General features: G+C 64.0%; 12 protein-coding genes. 5 read left to right on the top strand and 7 right to left on the bottom strand.

What is annotated here, in order from left to right; translation table 11 throughout:
* Positions 1 to 65: 65 nt before the first annotated feature.
* The 4 genes from ACR9Y6_RS16535 to ACR9Y6_RS16520 all read right to left on the bottom strand — a co-directional run bounded on the left by ACR9Y6_RS16535 (position 66) and on the right by ACR9Y6_RS16520 (position 5,550).
* Complete coding sequence (locus tag ACR9Y6_RS16535; protein WP_481282275.1) at positions 66 to 386, bottom strand: hypothetical protein; 321 nt, start codon at positions 384 to 386, stop codon at positions 66 to 68.
* A 165-nt stretch (positions 387 to 551) separates the two neighbouring features.
* Positions 552 to 2,060, bottom strand: a complete 1,509-nt coding sequence (locus ACR9Y6_RS16530; protein WP_481282274.1) for an amino acid permease — start codon at positions 2,058 to 2,060, stop codon at positions 552 to 554.
* An 83-nt stretch (positions 2,061 to 2,143) separates the two neighbouring features.
* Positions 2,144 to 3,184 (bottom strand): glycerophosphodiester phosphodiesterase, encoded by a 1,041-nt coding sequence (locus ACR9Y6_RS16525; protein WP_481282273.1) that lies wholly within the window; start codon positions 3,182 to 3,184, stop codon positions 2,144 to 2,146.
* Positions 3,185 to 3,240: 56 nt separating this feature from the next.
* Positions 3,241 to 5,550 (bottom strand): TonB-dependent receptor, encoded by a 2,310-nt coding sequence (locus tag ACR9Y6_RS16520; protein ID WP_481282272.1) that lies wholly within the window; start codon positions 5,548 to 5,550, stop codon positions 3,241 to 3,243.
* 155 nt (positions 5,551 to 5,705) lie between these two features.
* Here ACR9Y6_RS16520 and ACR9Y6_RS16515 point away from each other — a divergent pair, with 155 nt between their 5' ends.
* The 5 genes from ACR9Y6_RS16515 (at position 5,706) to thrC (ending at position 13,796) form a co-directional block, all read left to right on the top strand.
* Complete coding sequence (locus ACR9Y6_RS16515) at positions 5,706 to 7,628, top strand: alkaline phosphatase family protein (protein ID WP_481282271.1); 1,923 nt, start codon at positions 5,706 to 5,708, stop codon at positions 7,626 to 7,628.
* 192 nt (positions 7,629 to 7,820) lie between these two features.
* Complete coding sequence (locus ACR9Y6_RS16510; protein WP_481282270.1) at positions 7,821 to 9,812, top strand: bifunctional 2',3'-cyclic-nucleotide 2'-phosphodiesterase/3'-nucleotidase; 1,992 nt, start codon at positions 7,821 to 7,823, stop codon at positions 9,810 to 9,812.
* Between the two features lie 611 nt (positions 9,813 to 10,423).
* Positions 10,424 to 11,572 (top strand): homoserine dehydrogenase family protein, encoded by a 1,149-nt coding sequence (locus ACR9Y6_RS16505; RefSeq protein WP_481282269.1) that lies wholly within the window; start codon positions 10,424 to 10,426, stop codon positions 11,570 to 11,572.
* Positions 11,566 to 12,516, top strand: a complete 951-nt coding sequence (locus tag ACR9Y6_RS16500) for a homoserine kinase (protein ID WP_481282268.1) — start codon at positions 11,566 to 11,568, stop codon at positions 12,514 to 12,516. The genes ACR9Y6_RS16505 and ACR9Y6_RS16500 overlap by 7 nt, the downstream gene beginning before the upstream one ends.
* A gap of 2 nt (positions 12,517 to 12,518) precedes the next feature.
* The gene (thrC, locus tag ACR9Y6_RS16495; RefSeq protein ID WP_481282747.1) at positions 12,519 to 13,796 is read left to right on the top strand and encodes a threonine synthase; all 1,278 of its coding nucleotides are present in this window, start codon (positions 12,519 to 12,521) and stop codon (positions 13,794 to 13,796) included.
* Positions 13,797 to 13,850: 54 nt separating this feature from the next.
* On the opposite strand, the gene ACR9Y6_RS16490 is transcribed toward thrC, so the two are convergent.
* From ACR9Y6_RS16490 to ACR9Y6_RS16480, 3 genes are all read right to left on the bottom strand, one after another.
* The gene (locus ACR9Y6_RS16490) at positions 13,851 to 14,369 is read right to left on the bottom strand and encodes a hypothetical protein (protein WP_481282267.1); all 519 of its coding nucleotides are present in this window, start codon (positions 14,367 to 14,369) and stop codon (positions 13,851 to 13,853) included.
* Positions 14,370 to 14,962: 593 nt separating this feature from the next.
* On the bottom strand, positions 14,963 to 15,406 hold the full coding sequence (locus ACR9Y6_RS16485) for a hypothetical protein (RefSeq protein ID WP_481282266.1): 444 nt from the start codon (positions 15,404 to 15,406) through the stop codon (positions 14,963 to 14,965).
* Positions 15,394 to 19,908, bottom strand: a complete 4,515-nt coding sequence (locus ACR9Y6_RS16480) for an RHS repeat-associated core domain-containing protein (protein ID WP_481282265.1) — start codon at positions 19,906 to 19,908, stop codon at positions 15,394 to 15,396. Before ACR9Y6_RS16480 ends, ACR9Y6_RS16485 begins: the two co-directional genes overlap by 13 nt.
* Between the last annotated feature and the right edge of the window lie 187 nt (positions 19,909 to 20,095).

The raw sequence follows: 20,095 nt of genomic DNA, 5'->3' as shown, positions 1-20,095 counted from the left end.
CATGTATGAACACATTCGAAGTAGCGGAATACAGGCGCAGGTTCACCGCTGTCATATCTCCACTATCAAAGAGGAGAGGGTCTAACAAGGAGGCAAGCCAAGGCTTCCTCCCACGTCAATTTGTGGGTGTTCCACGGTGAAATCGGTTTACCGATACAGACATGGGTAAATTCGGGCGGGAGTGCCGGCACCACCAAACGCCCGAAGATCAATGCGTTGCCTATGGATTCTTTTACCGGTTTCGCGGTGCTTGCTCCCGACACGAGCATGGCGGAAGCGAGAAACAACGCGCACGGAAAGGACGAGGAAATGTGGCGCGGCAGGAAAATCACGGAAAGGAACTCCATGAACCATGCGCGGAATGGGATATCCAGTTCATCCTTCATGGAGCTCTCCTTGCTCACATGACATCGATGTCGGGATGGAAAATTAGAAGTAATCAGGCGGGCGCGAAATAGTTCATACGTTGTAGGCGCGGTGGATCATGCGCCGATTCACGACACGATGTGCCCTGACTTCGGTCGGATATGCCGAAACCGCGCCGACGCTAGTCAGCTCTCCCGATTGAGCTTGCTGTGGTTCACGCCATAGGTGAAGTACACGATCAGGCCGATTCCCATCCATAGGGCGAAGCGCTCGAACGTGATCCAGGGCAAGCCCCAGATCAGCGCCAGCGAGAACAGGATGCCCAGCGGCGCCACGAACCATACGGCCGGCGTGCGGAACTTGCGCTCCAGGTCCGGCTTGCGCACGCGCAGTACCAGGACCGATGCGCAAATGAGGATGAAGGCGCTGAGCGTGCCGATGTTCACCAGTTCGGCCACCTCGCCGATCGGCAGCAGGCCGGCGACGATCGCGGTGAAGATGCCGAGGATCATCGTCGGCCGTGCCGGCGTGCCGAAGCGCGGGTGCACGCGGGCGAACCATGCGGGGAGCAGGCCGTCGCGCGAGAGCGCGAACCAGATCCGCGCCGCGCCGAGCATGAAGGCGAACAACACGCTGATCACGCCGATCACGGCGGCGACGGCGATCACGTTGCTCAGCCAGGGCAGGCCTATCGCATTGAACGCATCGGATACCGAGGCCTCGCCACTGAGCGTGGCGTACGGCACGATGCCGGTGAGCACGAGGGAGACGGCGATATAAAGGACCATCGCGACGGCCAGCGAAAGCAGCACCGCTCGCGGCAGGTCGCGCTGCGGGTTCTTCGCTTCCTCGGCCGCCGTGGTGAGCGTGTCGTAGCCGAACACGGCGAAGAAGACCACGCTCGCGCCGGTGAGCACGCCGTGCCAACCGAAGTGACCGACGCCCTTGTCGTCGAGGATCCGCTCCGGGATGAACGGGTGCCAGTTGGCCGTGTTGATGAAGAAGGCACCGACACCGATCACCAGCGCCACGCCGAGCACCTTGATGCCCACGATGAGGGTGTTCAGGCGCGCACCCCATTCGGTGCGGACGGAAAGCAGGATCGCCACCAGCAGCGAGATGCCGGCCGCGATCACGTTGAAGCGGTGACCATCGGTCGGCGCGGCGACGGGCGCGGCGAAGGAAACGCCGAGCGAGCCCAGCCCCTGCTGCCAGAAATACTTCATGGTGTCGGCGCTCATGCTCTTCTGCGCCCATTCCGGCAGGTGCACGCCGGCGCTGGCCAGCAACACCTGCACGTAGCCAGACCAGCCGATCGCCACGACGGCGACCACCAGAGCGTATTCGAGGAGGAGATCCCAGCCGATGATCCAGGCCGCCCCCTCGCCGAGCACCGCGTAGCCATAGGTGTAGGCACTGCCGGTGACCGGGATCAGCCCGGCGAACTCCGCGTAGCAAAGCGCCGCGCAGGCGCTGCCGAAGCCGGCGATGATGAAGCTCAGGGCTACGGCGGGCCCCGCGTTGAGCGCGGCCTGCTGGCCCGCGAGCACGAAAATGCCCACGCCGATGATGCCGCCGATACCGATCGCGGTGAGCTGCCACAGGCCCAGCACGCGCCGGAAATCCCTGCGCTGGCCCACTTCGGCCTGGAGCTGTTCGACGGACTTGTGGCGCAGGAACTTCGCTAACGACATCGGGTGGATCCCCTGGGGCTGGCTGACCGGGGATCATAGCCGGGCGAGCCCGGAGTGTCGTCAGCGCAGGCTGATGCGCCGCGTCAGCGTCCGTCGAGGGCCTTGCGCCCCAGGGCCGGGTCGTCGGTGAAGAAGGCATCGATGCCGGTGGCCAGGTAGGCGCGGATCTCAGCCACGGAGCCGGCCTCGTTGCGCGCGGCGTCACCGGCGTCATTGCGGAAATCCGAGGCCAGGAAGTGATTTTCAGGGCGGAAGGTGTACGGATGGACCTCGAGCCCGGCGGCGTGCGCATCGCGAACCAGCGGAGCAACAGGCCCCAACCGGCCGTCCTTGCCCAGCGGAATGATGCTCCGCGTGGAGGGGCCGATCGCGTCCGCGTAAGCGGCGATGGCCTTCAGGCCCGAGGGGGTCATCATCTTGCCGTAGGTGATGGACGGCTCGTCGGCCGGATGCTCCGCCGCAACGTCCATCAGCTGCAACAGGCGGACGTTGGGATGGGCCTTGCCGAGCTTTCCTCGCAGGTACTTCAGGTTGCCGACCTCGAAGGACTGGATCTCCACCGGCGCGTCGCGTGTGTAGGCATGGGCGTCCAGGGTCGCCAGCACCTTGTCTTCCATCGGCAGGCCGAGGCCACGGAAATAGGTGGAATGCTTGATCTCGGGAATGATGCCGATGACCCGCTGGCGTGCCGACGCCTCGGCGGCGACGAATTCGATCATCTCGTCGAAGGTAGGCACGCTGAACTGCCCGTCGAACGCCGTGTTGGCCTTGCGGATGTCGGCAAGGCGCTCCCGGGCGCGCAAGGTCTTCAGTTCGGCCAGGGTGAAATCCTCGGTGAACCAGCCCGTGATCGTCACGCCGTCGACGGTCTTCGTCGTACGCCGGCTGGCGAACTCCGCATGCGCGGCGACATCCGTGGTGCCCCCGATCTCGTTCTCATGGCGGACCACCAGCACGCCGTCCTTGGTCGAGACCAGGTCCGGCTCGACGAAATCCGCGCCGTCCTCGATGGCCACCGCGTACGACGCCAGGGTGTGCTCGGGCCGAAGGGCACTGGCGCCGCGATGGCCGATGACGAGGACCTTCGTGGCGAGCGGTGGCACCGGGGCGGCGTTCGTGGGCATCGGCATCGCTCCAAGGGCGAAGAACACAGCGCACGAGGATAGAGCAAACGCCTTCATCAGAAATCCGCCGTGAGGGTGAGGAAACTCTGCCGCGGGGCGCTGGCGTGGAACGCCAGGGCACGGCCCTGCGGGTCGGTCGCCGCGAACGCGGTGAGGTTCGTCGCGTAGCGGTGGTCCGTGAGGTTGGTGATGTTGAGGGCCAGGGTCAGCGCCTTCAGGCTGGCGACGGGACCGAAGTCGTAGCTGGCGCCGAAGTCGAACGAGGTCGCACCAGCCACGCTCTGGTCGTTCGTATAGGTGTAGTAGCGCTTGCCGGTGTACTTGCCGCGCAGGCTGGCCGACCAGGGGCCGGAGGTCCAGCTGACCTCGCTGGCGAACATGCGCCTGGGCGTATCCACCGTGGTCTTGTCCTTCACCGGAACGACCTTGCCGCCGGCGACGTAGTTGTCGTCGTACGTGGAGTCGTTGAACGACGCCGAGTTATACCACTCGAAACCGCGCACGGGCTTCCAGATGAAGGTGAACTCCGCACCGCGACTGCTCACCGAACCGACGTTGACGAAGGCGGTATTGCATTCAGGGCGCGTACCCACCTCGATGCTCGGGCAGGGATTGAGCGAGAGCAGGCGGTTGTCGAACTTCACGTCGTACAACGCGACCGACGCTTCGTATCCCTCGCCGACGCTGCGGAAGCCGCCGTCGATCGAGCGCGATTCCTCGGGTTTCAGGTTCGACTTCGTGCCGTCGAAGGCGGCCTGCGACACCGACAACGGGCCACCCGCGCCGCCACCCTGGAAGGCCGCGATGTTCTTCGCGTAGGAAAGGAAGATCTCCTGGCCCGGTGCCAGCTGGAACGCCAATCCGGCCTGCGGCAGCAGGGACTTGCCGGCTTTCAGCGTGCCATTGGCATAGGGACTTTCCACGCCGGGCAGTTCCACCGCCTTCATGGTGGTGTGCGGGCTCTTCACGCCCACGTCGATGCTGAGGCGGTCGTCCAGCGCCTTGAAGCTGTCCTGCAGGTAGGCCTGCTTGGTGGTGATCGTATAGTCCTGCGCGAACAGGCGACGATCCGGATCGGAGAGATAGCGATCGTCGCTGACCGGCCCGTCGATGTAATAGAAGTTGCGCTCGACGTGATGGTCGTTCTTTTCGTACCAGACCCCACCTTCCACGTGGTGGCTGCCCAGGTCCCACGACAACGAGGCGATGGCGCCGTTGCGGTTGATCGTGTAGTTCGTGCTGCGGATCGAGATCGGCAGTTCATCGGGCGTACCCGGGTTGGACTTCTGTCCCGGCGACCACCAGTGACCCTGGCCGGCGTTTTCGTGGTGATAGACCTGGGTATGCAGCGTGGCCGCATCGGCGACGGCGAAGTCGCCCGCGAGGTAGTAGAGATCGTCGCGGCGCAGCGCGCGGCTCTGGTAGTACGCGTCGTCGATGTTGTCCACGCCGCCGGAGAAGCCACAGCGCGGATCGCTCACGCCGCCCTTGGTGTATGCGGGCGCGCAATACGCCGCCGCCAACGCACGGTTCCAGTCGGGGGCATAAAGGTTCCAGTCCCAGCCAAGACCGCGCTTCAGGCCGCTCTTGGAGAGGTAGGCGTAGTCGGCCTGGCTCGTACGCGAGGTATCGGCGAACCCGGTGATGCGGTTGCCTTCACCGAACTCGTAGACGGCCTTGCCATTGAACTGCTTGGTGTTGGTCGGCGAGCCGGGCCGTGCCCACATGTCCGCATCGGCGTGGGCGCCCGACAGGTACATGGAGAAACCCTTGTAGTCACCCGTATCGATGCGCGCATAGGTACGCCGGTTGTGGTCGCTGCCGAAGGTCTGCGCCACCTTGCCGCCGAACGTCTTCGCCGGGTCCGACGAGAAGTACTGGATGGCACCGCCGAGGTTGCTGGTGGAAGCCGTGCCGAGCGCGGCGATGCCTTCCGACAATTCGACCGTGGCCATGTTTTCCGGCAGCAAGGCACGCGAGATGTTCAGGCCGTTGTAATTGCCGTAGGCGTTGTCGCCGAGCGGCAGGCCGTCGAGCGTGTAGCCCAGGCGGGTGGTGTTGAAACCACGCAAGGTGATCGACTGCGACTCCTCGTTGGCGCCGAAGGCGTCGTTCGATTGCACCGACACGCCGGGAAGGCGGTTGAGGATCTTCTGCGGACTGGTCCCCGGCGGAAGCACCTTCTGGTCGTCCGGCACGATGCGCTGCACCTGGCGCGTTTCGCCCTGGCCGATGACGGAAACCGCTTCCAGGTCCTGGGTCTTCGGCGGCGGCGCATCGTTGGCGTGGGCCTGGAAGGCAAGCGCGGAGGCGAGGGCGAGGAACAGGGCGCGGCGGGAATACATCATCGACAGGTAACTCGTCATGGGAAGCGGACGAGGGTGACTGACGAGTGTTTACGTTTTTTTACGACTCCGGGAAGATGTTGCGAAGCGGTGACGTGGGTCGCAGTTGCGACAGCGTCCCCGAATTGCAACATCGCGGCGTCACCATTCCCCCTTTTAACCTCACGGTACCGCCCATGCGCCGACTCGCCCGACTGGCCGCCCTGTGCCTCATGGTTCTCGCCGTCGAGGCCCACGCGGCCCATCGCGTCATCGTCTTCGTCTGGGACGGCATGCGGCCCGACGCGATCAGTGAGGAAGACACGCCAAACCTCGCGGCGCTGGTGAAACAGGGCACCTACTTCGCGGACAACCACGCGACCTACCCGACCTTCACCATGGTCAACGCGTCGAGTTTCGCCACTGGTTCCTTCCCCGGCACGATCGGCTTCTTCGGCAACCGCTTCTGGGCCCCGGGCGCCAGGGGCTTCGATGCCAAGGGAGCGCCGAGCGACTTCAACGCGCCCATCTACACCGAGGACTATGCCGTCCTTCGTGCACTGGACGATCATTGGGACCATGACCTGTTGCAGGCGCCGACGCTGCTCGGGAAGGCGCGCAAGGCGGGCCTGAAGACGGCGGTGATCGGCAAGTCCGGCCCGGCCTTCCTGCAGGACCTCCACGAGGGCGGCACCATCCTCGACGAGAACGTCGCCTTGCCATTGGCATTCGCGAAGAAGCTCGCCGGCGCGGGCTTTCCCCTGCCCGCCAACACGGTGCATGCGTATGAGCCGGATCGCTTCCAGCTCGAACCGGACAATGGCACGCCGACGGCACCGCTACCGCTGGTGACATTGAAGGACGGCGTCACCTCCGACGCGTCCGATGGCGCGGGGGCACCGCCGGCGGCCGCCAACGCCTACCTGATGCGAGCTTTCCTCGATTACGTGCTGCCGGTCGAGAAGCCGGACATCAGCTTCGTCTGGCTGCGCAATCCGGATTCCACGGAGCATGCCTATGGTGTCGGGTCGCCGAACTTCCACCTCGCACTGCGCGCGCAGGACGAGTTGCTGGGAAAACTGCAGGCGCGATTGAAGGAACTGGGCATGGAAGGCGACACCGACCTCGTCATCGTGTCCGACCATGCGCATAGCAACGTTTCCGGGCCGATGGATCTGTTTCCGTTGCGAACCATCAACGACGGCCGCGTGGGCCACGTGGACGCGGAGTGGGGCTATTCCACGTCGGGCGCCATTCGTCTCGCCGACGAGATGAGCCGTGCGGGATTTACCGCCTTCGACGGGTTCGGGTGCATCTACGCGCCTGTGATGTCCGGCGTGAAGGCCGATGGCAGCCTGCTTCGCCCGACCCGCTTCGACGACGACGGCAGGGTCTGTGTCAAGCCCGGTCCTTATACGACGCCCGCGTACAAGGTTCCGGCGGAGCTGCCTAAGGATGCCTTCGTCATCGCCCCGAACGGCGGCAGCGAATACCTCTACCAGCCCGCGCACGATCGCGAACTGGTACGGAAGGCCGTGCGTTTCCTCCAGAGCCGCGAGCCCTTCGGCGCGATCTTCGTCGACGCCCGGTACGGCAAACTGCCCGGTACGCTGCCGCTGGCGACGGTGCGCCTCGCCAACAAGCGCGCACCGGACATCGTGGTGAGCTACGACTTCGATGCCGATGCCACGGTGCAGGGATTCAAGGGCACGGAGTACACCAGCATGTCGAACGAACGGGGCATGCACGGCAGCTTCAGTCCGGTGGACGTGCACAACCTCCTCGTCGCGACCGGTCCGGATTTCCGACCGGGCCTGCGCAGCGAACTGCCCAGCGGCAACGTGGACCTCGCACCGACGCTGGCCTCGCTGTTGAAGCTCGACCTGGGGAGGACGGATGGGCGCGTGCTGCGTGAAGGGCTGGCCGGCCGCAGCGCCGAAGGCCTGTCGGTGAAGGCGGCCAGCGTAACCACCGATACCGCCACCGGCCTCGATATCCGCCGCGTCGACGGCTCCCCGATGAACCGGACGTCGTACCGGTTCGTCCTGAAGACCAGGCAACTCGACGACAACGGCAAGACCTACACCTATTTCGACGAAGCGAAAGCCGACCGCCAGTAACCCCTCGTCCCATGGAAACTCCCTGCCCTGGTGGGAGCCGACCTTGTCGGCGATCCCGCGGCAGCGGGCAAGGTCCCCGCAAGCACCCGATCGCCGACGGGGTCGGCTCCCACCTTATGAGCCCCGGAAAACCCCGCTCCGGCATTTCTGCTAGTTTCCCGCCCCGAACCCCGTCTCCACCGGATACCCACGATGTTCAAGCCCCTCGCCCTGGCCACGCTCTCGGCCGCCCTGCTCGCCGCTTGCGCCGGCACCCCCGCCGAAAAATCCACGGTGCCCACCGGCGTGAAGGACGGGGCGACGCTCGACCTCGCCATTCTCGAGACCACCGACGTCCATTCGAACATCCTCTCCTACGACTACTACAAGCAGAAGGACGATCCGACCTTCGGCTACGAGCGCGTCGCCACGCTGATCCGTGAAGCCCGAAAGGAATTCCCGAACACGGTGCTGTTCGACAGCGGGGACACCATCCAGGGTTCCGTGTTCGCCGACTACCAGGCACTGGTGAAGCCGGTGGGCTGCGACACGGAACTGGGCATCTACAAGGCGATGGACGCGGTGGGCTACGACGGCGGCACCGCCGGCAACCACGAGTTCAACTATGGACTGCCCTTCCTTGCCCAGGTGACGAACACCGCGATGAACGTCGATGGCGTGAGCCCGCGACAGTGCGCCGGACCGAAGTTCCCGCTGGTCCTTTCCAACGTCTACAGCGCACGCGACGGCAAGCCGATCTTCAAGCCCTGGACGATCGTCGAGAAGTCCGTCACGGCAACCGGCCCCGATGGCAAGCCGGTCACCACCACGCTCAGGATCGGCATCATCGGCTTCACTCCCCCGCCGATCCTCGACTGGGACAAGCGCAATCTCGCCGGCAAGGTCACCGTCGATGGCGTCGTCGAAGCCGCGAACAAGTACATGCCGGAAGTGCAAGCCCAACACCCCGACCTCGTCGTCGCGATCCTGCACGGTGGACTGAACACGGCGCCGTACACGCCGCAGATGGAAAACGGTGGCTGGTACCTCGCCGGCGTCCCTGGCATCGATGCGTTGCTCCTGGGCCATTCGCACACGGAATTCCCCGGACCACGCTATGCCGACATGAAGGACGTGGACGCGAAGCGCGGCCTCGTCCGCGGCGTGCCGGCCGTCATGGGCGGTTTCTTCGGCAAGGACCTCGGCGTGATCGACATGACGCTGAAACGCGAGGCGGGCCGCTGGGTGGTGGACAAGGACAAGAGCCACAGCCAGGTCCGCCCTATCTGCCCGAAGAAGAACGAATGCGTGGCGCCCGACCCCGCCATCGCGCCGATCGTGCGCGAGGCCCACGAGGCCGCCATCGCCTACGTGAACACGCCGATCGGCGCCACCGACCATCCGCTCAGCAGTTACTTCGCCGACGAAGGCAACATGTCCGCGCTGGCGGTGGTCAACGCGGCGCAGATCGACTACGCGCGTGACGAACTCGGCCGCACGCATCCGGAATGGAAGGACGTGCCCGTGCTTTCCGCCGCATCCGCCTTCCGCACGGGCTTCGGCGGCCCGGACGACTTCACCGACGTCCCCGCCGGCCCGATGACGATCCGCAACGCGGCCGACCTGTACTTCTATCCAAATACCCTCGCCGCGGTGAAGATCGATGGTGCCGGCGTGAAGGCCTGGCTGGAGAAGTCGGCGACGCGCTTCAACCGGATCGATCCGGCGAAAGAAGGCGAGCAGGCACTGATCGGCGGTTTCCCCGGTTACAACTTCGACCAGATGCAGGGCGGCATCATCTACACCATCGACGTGAGCAAGCCCGAGGGCGAGCGCATCGTCGACCTCCGCTACAAGGGCAAGCCGGTGAAGCCGGGCCAGCCGTTCATCGTCGTGACCAACAACTACCGCGCCAGCGGTGGCGGCGGATTTCCCGGCATGGACGACGCCAACATCGTGCTGAGCGCACCGGACGGGAACCGCGAAGTGGTGATTCACTGGGTGGAGGCGAAAAAGACGCTGACGCGCAAGGACGTGGACAAGCGTTCGTGGACCTTCGCACCGTTGAAGACCAGAGGCGCGGTGACGTTCACCTCGGCCAGCGGGAAGGAAGACGTGGCGAAGTCCCTCGGCCTGCCGATCCGCCAGTTGCGCGACAACGGTGACGGCACGGCGGTGTACTCGATCGACTTGTCGAAGCACTGACCTTTCCGGCGACCTGAATCGCCGACAGGGTCGGCTCCCACCCGCACATCGTGTGGGAGCCGCTGTCGTGTGGGAGCCGCTTCAGCGGCGATGGTTGCTTGCCGCGCCCTGGCCCGCTGCCGCGGGATCGCCGCTGAAGCGGCCCCCACAGCAGCCTTCAGGTTCCCGCCACAGCCTTTACACCACAGCCTTCACTACACCACAGCCTTCACCTGTTCAGCCGAGCGTCCCTTGTTGCCCATGCCTGGTGGGAGCCGACCCTGTCGGCGATTGGGTCCGCGAAACCACCACGCCTCTCCGCCTAGACCATCCAGCCACCCTCGCCACGCTTGACAGCCCCCTCGCCCCCGGCATAACGTCGAGCCATGCATCCCATCACGCCAGCACCGCGCTCCATCACGGCCCTCACGGCCGGCGTGCTCGCGTCCCTGTCCACCACCGCGACTACAACCACCACGACCACTACCCTGGTCGGAGGATCGGAGTTCGCGCGCGCCTAGTTCCCTTGTCGCTGCCGGCCCCGACCTCCCGCAGGACGGGACCGGCGCCAGGACCATCAGCCGACAACCCACCTGACGTGATCGAAGGGCCTCTCACCGGAGGCTTTGATCGTGTCCATCGCTGTCGCACCACCTCGTTCACCACTCCGTGCCGCGCCCTTGCGTGCGGTCGTCCCGCCATTCGTCGTCAATATCGGCATCGTCGGCCCCGGCAAGGTCGGTAGCGCCCTGCTCACCCAGCTCCGGCTGGCGGCGCCGCGCCTGCTCCGCGACTGCAACCTGGAACTGCGCCTGCGCGGGGTCAGCGACAGCCGCCACATGTGGCTCGACTGCGACGACGACGCCTTGAACAGCCGCACGCACGGCGCGCAGACCTGGCGCCCCGCGGAACTGGACGAGTTCGCCGCCTACGTCGCGGGTGAACGTGGCGAAGCGGCCGTCCTCGCCGATTGCAGTGCCAGCGACGTGGTCGCCGACCACTATGCCGGCTGGCTCGCCGCCGGCATCCATGTGGTGACGCCGAACAAACGTGCCGCCAGCGGACCGCTCGAACGCTGGCGCAGGATCGGCGGCGCGGCGAGCGCCAGCGGTGCGCGCCTTCATTACGAAGGCACGGTCGGCGCCGGGCTTCCGGTCGTGCAGACGCTGCGCGACCTGATCGACACGGGCGACGAACTCACCGCCGTGGAAGGCATGCTTTCCGGCACCCTGGCATGGCTGTTCAACCGTTTCGACGGCTCGATCCCCTTCTCCGCCCTCGTCCGCGAAGCCCATGCCATGGGCTACACGGAGCCCGACCCTCGCGACGACCTGTCCGGCACGGACGTGGCACGCAAGCTCGTCATCCTCGCGCGCGAAGCGGGCCTGGCGCTCTCGCTGGAGGACGTTGCCGTGCACAGCCTCATCCCCGCCGACCTCGCCGCATGCTCGCGCGAGGAATTCATGGAAAACCTGGAAGGCATGGATGCGCCGATGGCCGCCCTGCTTTCCGAAGCGCGAGCGTCGGGCCACGTGCTCCGCCACGTGGCGCGGCTCAATGGCCGGCAGGCGTCGGTCGGCGTCCAGGCGATCGACCGCGAGCATGCCTTCGCCCACTCGCGGCTCACCGACAACGTGGTCCGTTTCGCCACGCGTCGTTACTGCGACAATGCGCTGGTCGTCCAAGGGCCGGGGGCCGGTCCGGAAGTCACGGCGGCGGCGGTATTCGCCGACCTGCTACGCGTGGCGGGCGCGATGGGAGTAAAACGGTGCGCATGCTGAAAGAAGAATCCTCGCCCCTGGCCCGTGCGGATGTCGCCGTGGCTGAGGCATACGCCAGTGTCGGCAACGTCGGCATCGGCTTCGATATCCTCGGCCATACCGTCGCGGGCGCCGGCGACCGCGCCGAGGTGCGCCGGATACCCGAGCGAGACGTGCGCATCGCCGCCATCGACGGTGTCGTGACCGACCTGCCCCTGCACGCGCCGGACAACACGGCCGGTGCGGCGTTGCTATCGATGCTGCATGCGCTGGACCTGCCGTTCGGTTTCGAGCTGACCCTGCACAAGGGCATCGCCCTGGGCTCCGGCATGGGCGGTTCGGCGGCATCCTGCGTGGCGGCCGTCGTCGCCGCGAACGCGCTGCTCGACGAGCCCCTGTCGCGCGAGGCCCTGTACCCCTTCGCCCTCGATGGTGAAGTCGTCGCCAGCGGTAGCCGCCACGGCGACAACCTGGGGCCGATGCTGGTCGGCGGCCTCGTGCTGGCCACGACCTCCCGCCTGGTCCGTATCCCGGTGCCGGCCGCCTGGCACTGCGCGCTCGTCCATCCGCACGTAGTACTGGAGACGCGGCGTGCGCGTGCCGCACTCGCCGGTCATTACGCCTTGGGCGAATTCGTGGCGCAAAGCGCCAATCTGGCCCTCGTTCTGGCGGGCTGCTACCGCGGCGAAGCGGCGCTGGTGCGCGAGGGCTTGTCCGACGTACTGGTGGAACCGCGACGCGCACCCCTGATCCCCGGCTTCGCCCAGGTGAAACAGGCCGCCCTCGACCACGGCGCCTTCGGTGCCAGCATTTCCGGCGCCGGGCCCAGCGTGTTCGGCTGGTTCGAGGACCGCGCCTCGGCCGAGGCGGCAGCGGTGGACATGCGCGCCGCTTTCAAGGCCGCCGGCCATGACAGCGACATGCTGGTCGCCCCGATCGACGGCCCTGCCGCGAAAGTGCTGTGAGCATGCGTTATGTCAGCACGCGCGGCGGCGCCGCGCCCGTCGGCCTTTCCGATGCCATCGCCGCCGGCCTCGCGCCCGATGGTGGCCTCTACGTACCCGAAACCATGCCGAGGATCGGTCTGCCGCCGCTCGACGGCTACCTCGCGGGGACGGCGCAGCGCATGCTGGAACCGTTCTTCGAAGGCGACCCCCTGGCCGATGAACTGCCCGCCATCTGTGCCGAGGCCTTCGCCTTTCCCGTACCACGACGCGAACTGCGCATCGAGGGCGCGCACCTGCTTGAACTCTTCCACGGCCCCACCGCCGCGTTCAAGGATTTCGGCGCGCGTTTCCTCGCCGCCTGCCTCATCCGCCTGCACCGTGACACGAAGCGGCCCTTGACGATCCTCGTCGCCACCTCGGGAGATACGGGCGCAGCCGTCGGGGCCGCGTTCCACGGCTTGCCGGGCGTGCGCGTGGCGATCCTCTATCCGGACAACCGCGTGTCACCGCGCCAGGCGCACCAGCTCGGCAGCTTCGGCGGCAACGTGCGCGCCCTTCGCGTCGAAGGCAGTTTCGACGATTGCCAGCGACTGGTGAAGGAGGCGCTCGGGGATACGACGCTGCAAGCGGACGTGCCGATGTCCTCGGCCAACAGCATCAGTCTTGGCCGCCTGCTGCCGCAGATGGCTTACTTCGGCCACGCTTCACTCCACGCGGGGGAGCGCATGAACACCATCGTGCCCACCGGCAACCTGGGCAACGCCGTCGCCTGCCTCTGGGCACGCGAGATCGGCCTGCCGATCGGCGAAGTGACCTTCGCCTGCAACGCCAATGAAACGCTTCCGGATTTCTTCGCTGGAAGTCCGTATCGCGCGCGCGACGCGGTGGCGACTATCGCCAACGCAATGGATGTGGGCGCACCGAGCAATTTCGAACGGCTTCGCCACCTCTTCGGCAATGAAGCCGGTGTGCGCAGGCACGGTCATGCCGAAAGCGTCGACGACGCCGAAATCCGTGACACCATCCGTCGCTACGCCGCCAGCGACGACGAAATATTCTGCCCGCATACCGCCACCGGCATCCGCGTCTTCGAACGCAAGCGAATCGCCGGCGACCGTGGCGCATGGACCATCGTAGCCACAGCGCATCCGGCCAAGTTCGACGCCATCGTGGAGCCATTGATCGGCCGGCGGGTGGATGTACCGGAGTCGTTGGAAGCGATGCTTGCCCGCGATGCCACCGCGGAACCTATCGCCGCCGACGGGCGCCTGTTCGCGGAGTGGCTAAGGAGCTGGTGACGTTCCGGTGCATTGCTCCGAAGGTCACCGCCCCGGGCGCGTGTCGAACGTGGCTCAATCGAGCGTCATCACGAAGTGGTTCACGCCAGCCCAACCGCCAGACCCCAACTTTTTCAGCACGACGGATTTGATCTTCGTTCCATTGCCGTCGAAGAAGGCATTGCCGACGGTTTCCGGTTCACCGTCCAGCGGCCCACCCTCGATAAACATGGTCCCGATCTCATCGCCAGAGGCGGACTTGAACGTGACCTCCACCATTTGAGATCTACCGAATGGACCTCGTCGACATACGTTGTAGTCAAAGCCAAGGGTAGCAACGGCGATGTTCAGTTCAAACAGCGTCGAGGCTTCACCGTCGCCATCGGGGTTGCTCAGTTCGAACCGGTTTCCCTTTAGCTTGCTTTTTCCGTCGTCACCCAGGTATTGCTTCACTCCATCAAGCGACCTCACCTTCAACGTCGGAAACTCCAACCCAGGATCCGTGGTGAAAGAGAGGCCAGGCGGAAGCGGCGCAGGGCGCGGCACCGGTGGCCCAAGGTTTGAAGTAACGAAGTCTTCCGTGATCGTGGACATGACGATTTCCCTTCCATTGGAGGCAGCATCCCCTGCGAGATCAATATATCGGGCGGAGCGTGGCTCTGGAAGGGCGACTGAACGCAACACACTCCGGCACTCCTTCCACGAGCCTCAGTCCTGGCCGATACATGCGCGCGACGCAGCCGATTTGGCTTATCGAACGCAAGTGAGCCGATCGCACTCATGACTTCCTGCGGACTTCCGATCCGCCAGCCCGCAAATTCGGGCGAATGCCGAGATACCTATAGTGGCCCAATTGTAGTTTTGGCCGCTCAGGACGTCACAACCATTTTGATAACTTCCGAAGCCTGGACGGGCATCTCAGTCCGGGACAGTCGTCAAGAGCGACCGAAGCGATCGGCGATCAGTCGTGCAACTATGAAATAGGTGCCAACGATTCCGAAGAAAGCCGGACCCTCAACGTTCCGATCAAGCCAAACGCTGAAAAGTCCGAACAGAGCACCGAATGTGGCGTATATCCATATCTTCCTCAACGGGAACACCCACACCCATCCGCATCAGCTTCGCTTAACTTTAACGCTCGATGAGGTTCAAATAGACGGTAGGCAAACGGGAACACAGGCCAACAACTAGTCAGCAAACTCGTCCATCAACTGAACAGAAAGCACAACTTCCTGTAAAGGATCCATACCAATAGCCTCATCGAGGTATCTGATACTTCCATTATATTCAATGGAAAAGAGACGACCAGATACACACCAAACCTTCGCTTCTATGAATGCGCCAATTGCCGGCATGCCTATGTTTACCTTTGCGATCATGAACTCCTGGAGGTTCGACAGGCGTGGAGGCGATTCATGCATACCGTTCCCGACATCACGCATGTAAAAATTTACTTCGACGCCGTCGGGAAGACGTTGAATCTTGTAAATGGCTCCTACCTGACGCTCCCATACCCGCCTTTCGGAAGATGGCAGGGTTGAACCAACAGAATCAACGATCTTTCGCTCCAGGCAAGTCAATTGACGGCCGCGCTTGAAAAACCGCGAAAAAATTTCCATCAGTGAGAGCAAGCACAATCCCCTTGCAGAGCCATACTCGCAGCACCGTATCCAGAACCTACGATTCCCCCTTTATAGACGCTAGGCAGACGTGTCCATTGCTGATGCAGTTTTATGGGCATCGGATGTTTCTCCTTCCACGTTCTTGGCATGAAGCGGTATCTATAGGGATCCGACAAAGCGTGAATTTCGCGAGAAACGTAATTACCGTTCCATATTGACCGCGGACCACCTACTCGATTAGGAATCCAGTGCGAAAATTCCTTACCCACACCCCTAGCTCCAGCCGCCCGAATACCACCAGCAAGGCCACCGCCAACACTGATTCCAAAGCCCACCCATTCACCTCCATTGTAAGCCGCTGAGCATACGTCAACGACGTCATCTGAGCCCAACATTGTTCGAATCCAGCGCGTCGCTCCAAAAGACACGGTATCCCCAGCACCAGCAGAAAAGTCGACTATCCAGTTAGGCAATGGATCGCCCCAAGCCCATAAGCCAAGGGGGTCCATATACATCAAAGGATTTGACGACACGAATGCGTAGGAACTGATTCCCCCGGCGAGACCAATCGGATCGACCTGGATGTACCGCCCGGCACCCGGGTCGTAATCGCGGTAATAGTTGTAATGCAGCCCTGTCGCCGCGTCGTAGCGCTGCCCCGGAAACCGAAGATCGAAGACGAAACGCACGCCGTCAGCGTCAGGATCTTCGTCGGGCAACACCGTCCCGAACGGATCGTCACTCGGCCGCCAGCGCCAGAGGGTGACCTTGCGTTCCGGATCGATCACGGCTCTTGGCGACCCAAGGTGATCCGGCTCGACGTAGAGCAGCTTTCCGCCATCCACAAGTCCGACGAGGTAGTCGCCCATCCAGACCGCTTGTCGCGTGACCTTGCCCATGCTGTCGTAGTCGGCCAGCCAGTGCCCGGCTTCGTCATACAGGATCAGCCCAGGCGCTCTGCCCGCCTCGGTCCGCACGATACGTTCGTCCGCCGCGTTGTAGCCGTAGCTGACCAACAGCCGACCTTGCTCGCTTGCCGAAGCCAGACGACCCACGGCGTCATACGCCAGCGTCGCGTCGCCGATGGCAATGGTGTTGCCCGCCGCATCATAGCGACGGAGCTTGCCGTCCGTGCTGGACAGGTGGTGGTTGGCAGGATCGTACAGATACGTTTGCTTGACGCCTCCGACGGTCATCGACGTACGATCGCCCGTGCTGTTGTAATCGAAACTGCGCAGCGTCTCACCGTCGGTGTTCGCGACGGCGCTCAGGTGCCCCAGACCGTCGTGATCGAAACGAAACGCGTAAGCTCGTGCCGTCTGTGATTCGATCTGGCCGGCGGGGGAAAGAGCAAACCAATAGAACGAGTTGTCGGGATCGATACCGCTCCAGGCGGTTACGCGGCCGCTATCGTCTCGCGTAGCACTCAATCGCCAATCGTTTCCGTACCGCCAGCTTTCGATCAGGTCGAAGGGACGGTAGGCGACCGCCGTGATGAGGTCGACCCGGACGCCGTTGGCCGGCGCGACGGCGACACCGGATACAGAACCGTCCTTGTCGTACTGGTACGTGGTACGCGATCCGCCCTCGATGGCGACTTCCTCCAGGCGACCAGCGAGCGAGTAGCGGTAGGCCACCGTCTTGGCGGTGGTGCCCCAGGACTGGATCTTCCGCGTCACGTTGCCGGGGGCGTCATAGCAATACACGGTTCGGCTGCTCGCCTGGGCCATGGCAGACAGGCGGCCCGTGGCATGACGTTCGCCCGCCGGACAAGCGCTATCCGCTGTGTCGTAGACGTAACGCGTGTCGAGCGCGGCGTCGCCGTAGCGCAATAGCCTAGGCCGACCTAGCGCATCGCGCGTTATATCGAAGCTGCCGAGGCCACCCGAACCTTCATGACGAATGAGTAGCCCGGTAACATCGTGCTCGTCGGTCGATTCGCCGCCGTCAGGGCTGTCGGTGCTGCCGACATCGCCCAGGCCAGTGGCGAGATAATGTGTCGTCAGGCCCTTCGGATCCTCGATCGACGTCAACTGGTCGAGCGGGTCGTAGGAAGCCTTGGTGCTGGCACCCACGCCTCCGACATCCTGAATGGATTCGCGCAGGCGCCCGAGGGCGTCATAACTGCTCGTATCGTGGCGACCGTCGGCGTCCGTGACGCCGGTGGGTCGGCCGCGTTCGTCGTAGGTGTATCGGGTAACCGCATTGTTGGCGTGGGTCTCCGTCTCGACGCGACCCAGCGCATCGAACGTGCGCTTGACCTGTGTCTTGAGGAACATGGTGTCGTACCCCTCCTCCGCGATCCGGTTTCCCGCTGCATCGAGGGTGAAGCGCAAGCGATGGTTCGAGGGATTTGCGACCTGGATCAATCGGTCGGCGGCGTCATATTCGAAGCGCAGGGTGATGCCATCCGCATCCGTCACCGAGGCGATATCGCCGCGCGGCGTATAGGTCAACGTGGTACTGGCAATCGTGCCGTTGGGGCGAGTTTCCTTCGCCTCCGTGATCCATCCTCGCGGCGAATACGCATAGGTAAACACGATGCCTTGCACGTCGCGTCGGGAGCGCACGCGGCCGCTCGGGTTATAAGCCAGGATTTCCTCGGCATGACCCAGGGCATCCTCGCTCTTCCATAGATCGCCCTTGCGATAGTCGCAGGCGCCTTGCACACAGTTCGGGGCGTCGGCGCCACGATAGGTATGACGCGCCAACGTTCCGAGCTTGCCGGTATCGCTACGGGGACCTTCCTCATGGGTCAGGCGTCCCTCGGCGTCATACGCCATGCGCCACGCCCGAGACAAGGTGAGCGGCGCGCCCGGCTGGCTCGGGTCGATGGCACCCCAGGCTTCGCGGGCGGTGATGTTGCCCGAGGCGTCGTAAGTGAAGCGTTCTTCCCGCCCGGGCCAGGTGATCCGCGTCGGCTTTCGGAGCACCGCATCCCATACCGTGTTCGTCCGCCGGGCGGCTGGCGTACCCGCCGCCTCGGTGCGTTCGATCTCGTTGCCTTCCATGTCGTAGCGAAAGGTGGTCGTCCGACCGTCGAAGTTGGTACGGCTCGATACGAGGCCATTGCCGTCGTACTCGATTTTCGAGTTCGCGGCGCCGCAGCCTGCGCCACCCGGCTGATCGACCCCGACGAGCCTTCGTACGCCACGTACTTCGGTGAAGTGATAACGGTGCACCGCCTTCGTCGGGCCGGTGACGACTACGCTACCGTCGGCTTCGCGGGTCAGTTGCACCCCGTCGATGCCGTCGGCATGCTCGCTGCGAACGGCACGACCATCGCGGTCGTATCGAAAGATCGCAAAGCGCTGTTTGGTCTCGTCGTAGATCGATGTAAGTGCGTGAGGCAGATTCGCACCGTCCTGGAAGACGGCTTCGTTGTAGTAATACTCGTGCAACGAACCGTCGGCATAGGTGGCCGTAGCGAGGTCGGCCTCAAGGCCCTTGCCGTCCGTCTCGCGATATTTATAGGTGACCGCTACCCCGGAGCCGTCGCTTACGGTGGCGATGCGGCCCGCACTGTCGTAGACGAAGGTGAGCTTACGGCCTTGCAGATCGACGGCTTCCAGCAAGGACGGGCCATAGGTAAACCGGACATGGCGATCGGTACCCGCATCGATCGCCACGAGGCGGCCGTCGGCGTCGTAGCTTTCGGTCTCACCGCCACCGGCACGATACGTCCAGCCCGCGCCTTCGCGAAACAGTTGGCCACGGGGGTCGGCGACGCTCTGGAAACGACCGTCCACCTCGGAGAAGTCGAGGCGTTCGCCCGTGTGTCGCTGCAACCTCACCAAGCTGTCGGTCCCGCTGTCAACGAGGGCCAGGGAACGGTCGTACGTGCCACGCCAACGACTACCCAGATGGGCAGTGTCGGGAACGGTCGCCTTGTCAGCTCCACCGTCTTCCGCGTCACCGACGATGCCGCTGTTGTAGTAGCGCGACCAAGTCAGTGGTGAGCCACCAGTCGCGGCGATGTCGACGACTTCCTGGTACTTGTTATTGAGGCCGACATTGATGGGGTTGCCGACGCTGGGGCGGGTTTCGCAGTCGCCGGGGCCGAGATCGGATTGATGAACGGTGCCCAATTGCGGATCGAGTTCGTATCGGCAGACGATATTGCCCCAACCGCCGCCTACTGCCATGTACCGGTTGGCATAAGGCCCCCAACTCTGGTCGCCTCTTACTACGTAAAGAGCCGGAGGACTGTCGCACGTGTAGTAGCGATAGCCTTGGGCTGACGCCGACCAGTGTTCGCCGCTGGCATTCGTATAATTAAAGTCTGCGATGTAGATGGATCCAAGGAACCAGATCTTTGTTATCCGACAATCCGTTAAAGCGTCGTCTTCGCATAAATTCGCTGTCTGTTTTGCGGCAGCGACGGTGACGTCCGTATAGAACTCCGACGGCGAACCCTTCTTCGTAACCTGGTACTCGTGGTATGGCTCCACATCGGTGGCCATCGCTCCCAACGCCGCCACAGACAGCAGCAGCGCACACGGCGCGCCCATCACAATCCTTCGCATGAAACCATCCAACCTGTACTTCGGGAGCGCGAGTCTAGGTAGGGGATGACCCGCCGTCTGTCATCCCGGCGCAGATGGCGGGATTTTTCAGAAAAGTTCTATTCCTGCCCTCGGGCAAGGGCTTGGCAAGACCATCGCCGACAGGGTCGGCTCCCACAATCGCGGGACCATA

Source organism: Luteibacter sp. TLI7-4A (genome assembly GCF_056754745.1).
The sequence above is the reverse complement of the archived record's forward strand: the minus strand, read 5'-3'. Positions and strand labels throughout refer to the sequence as shown.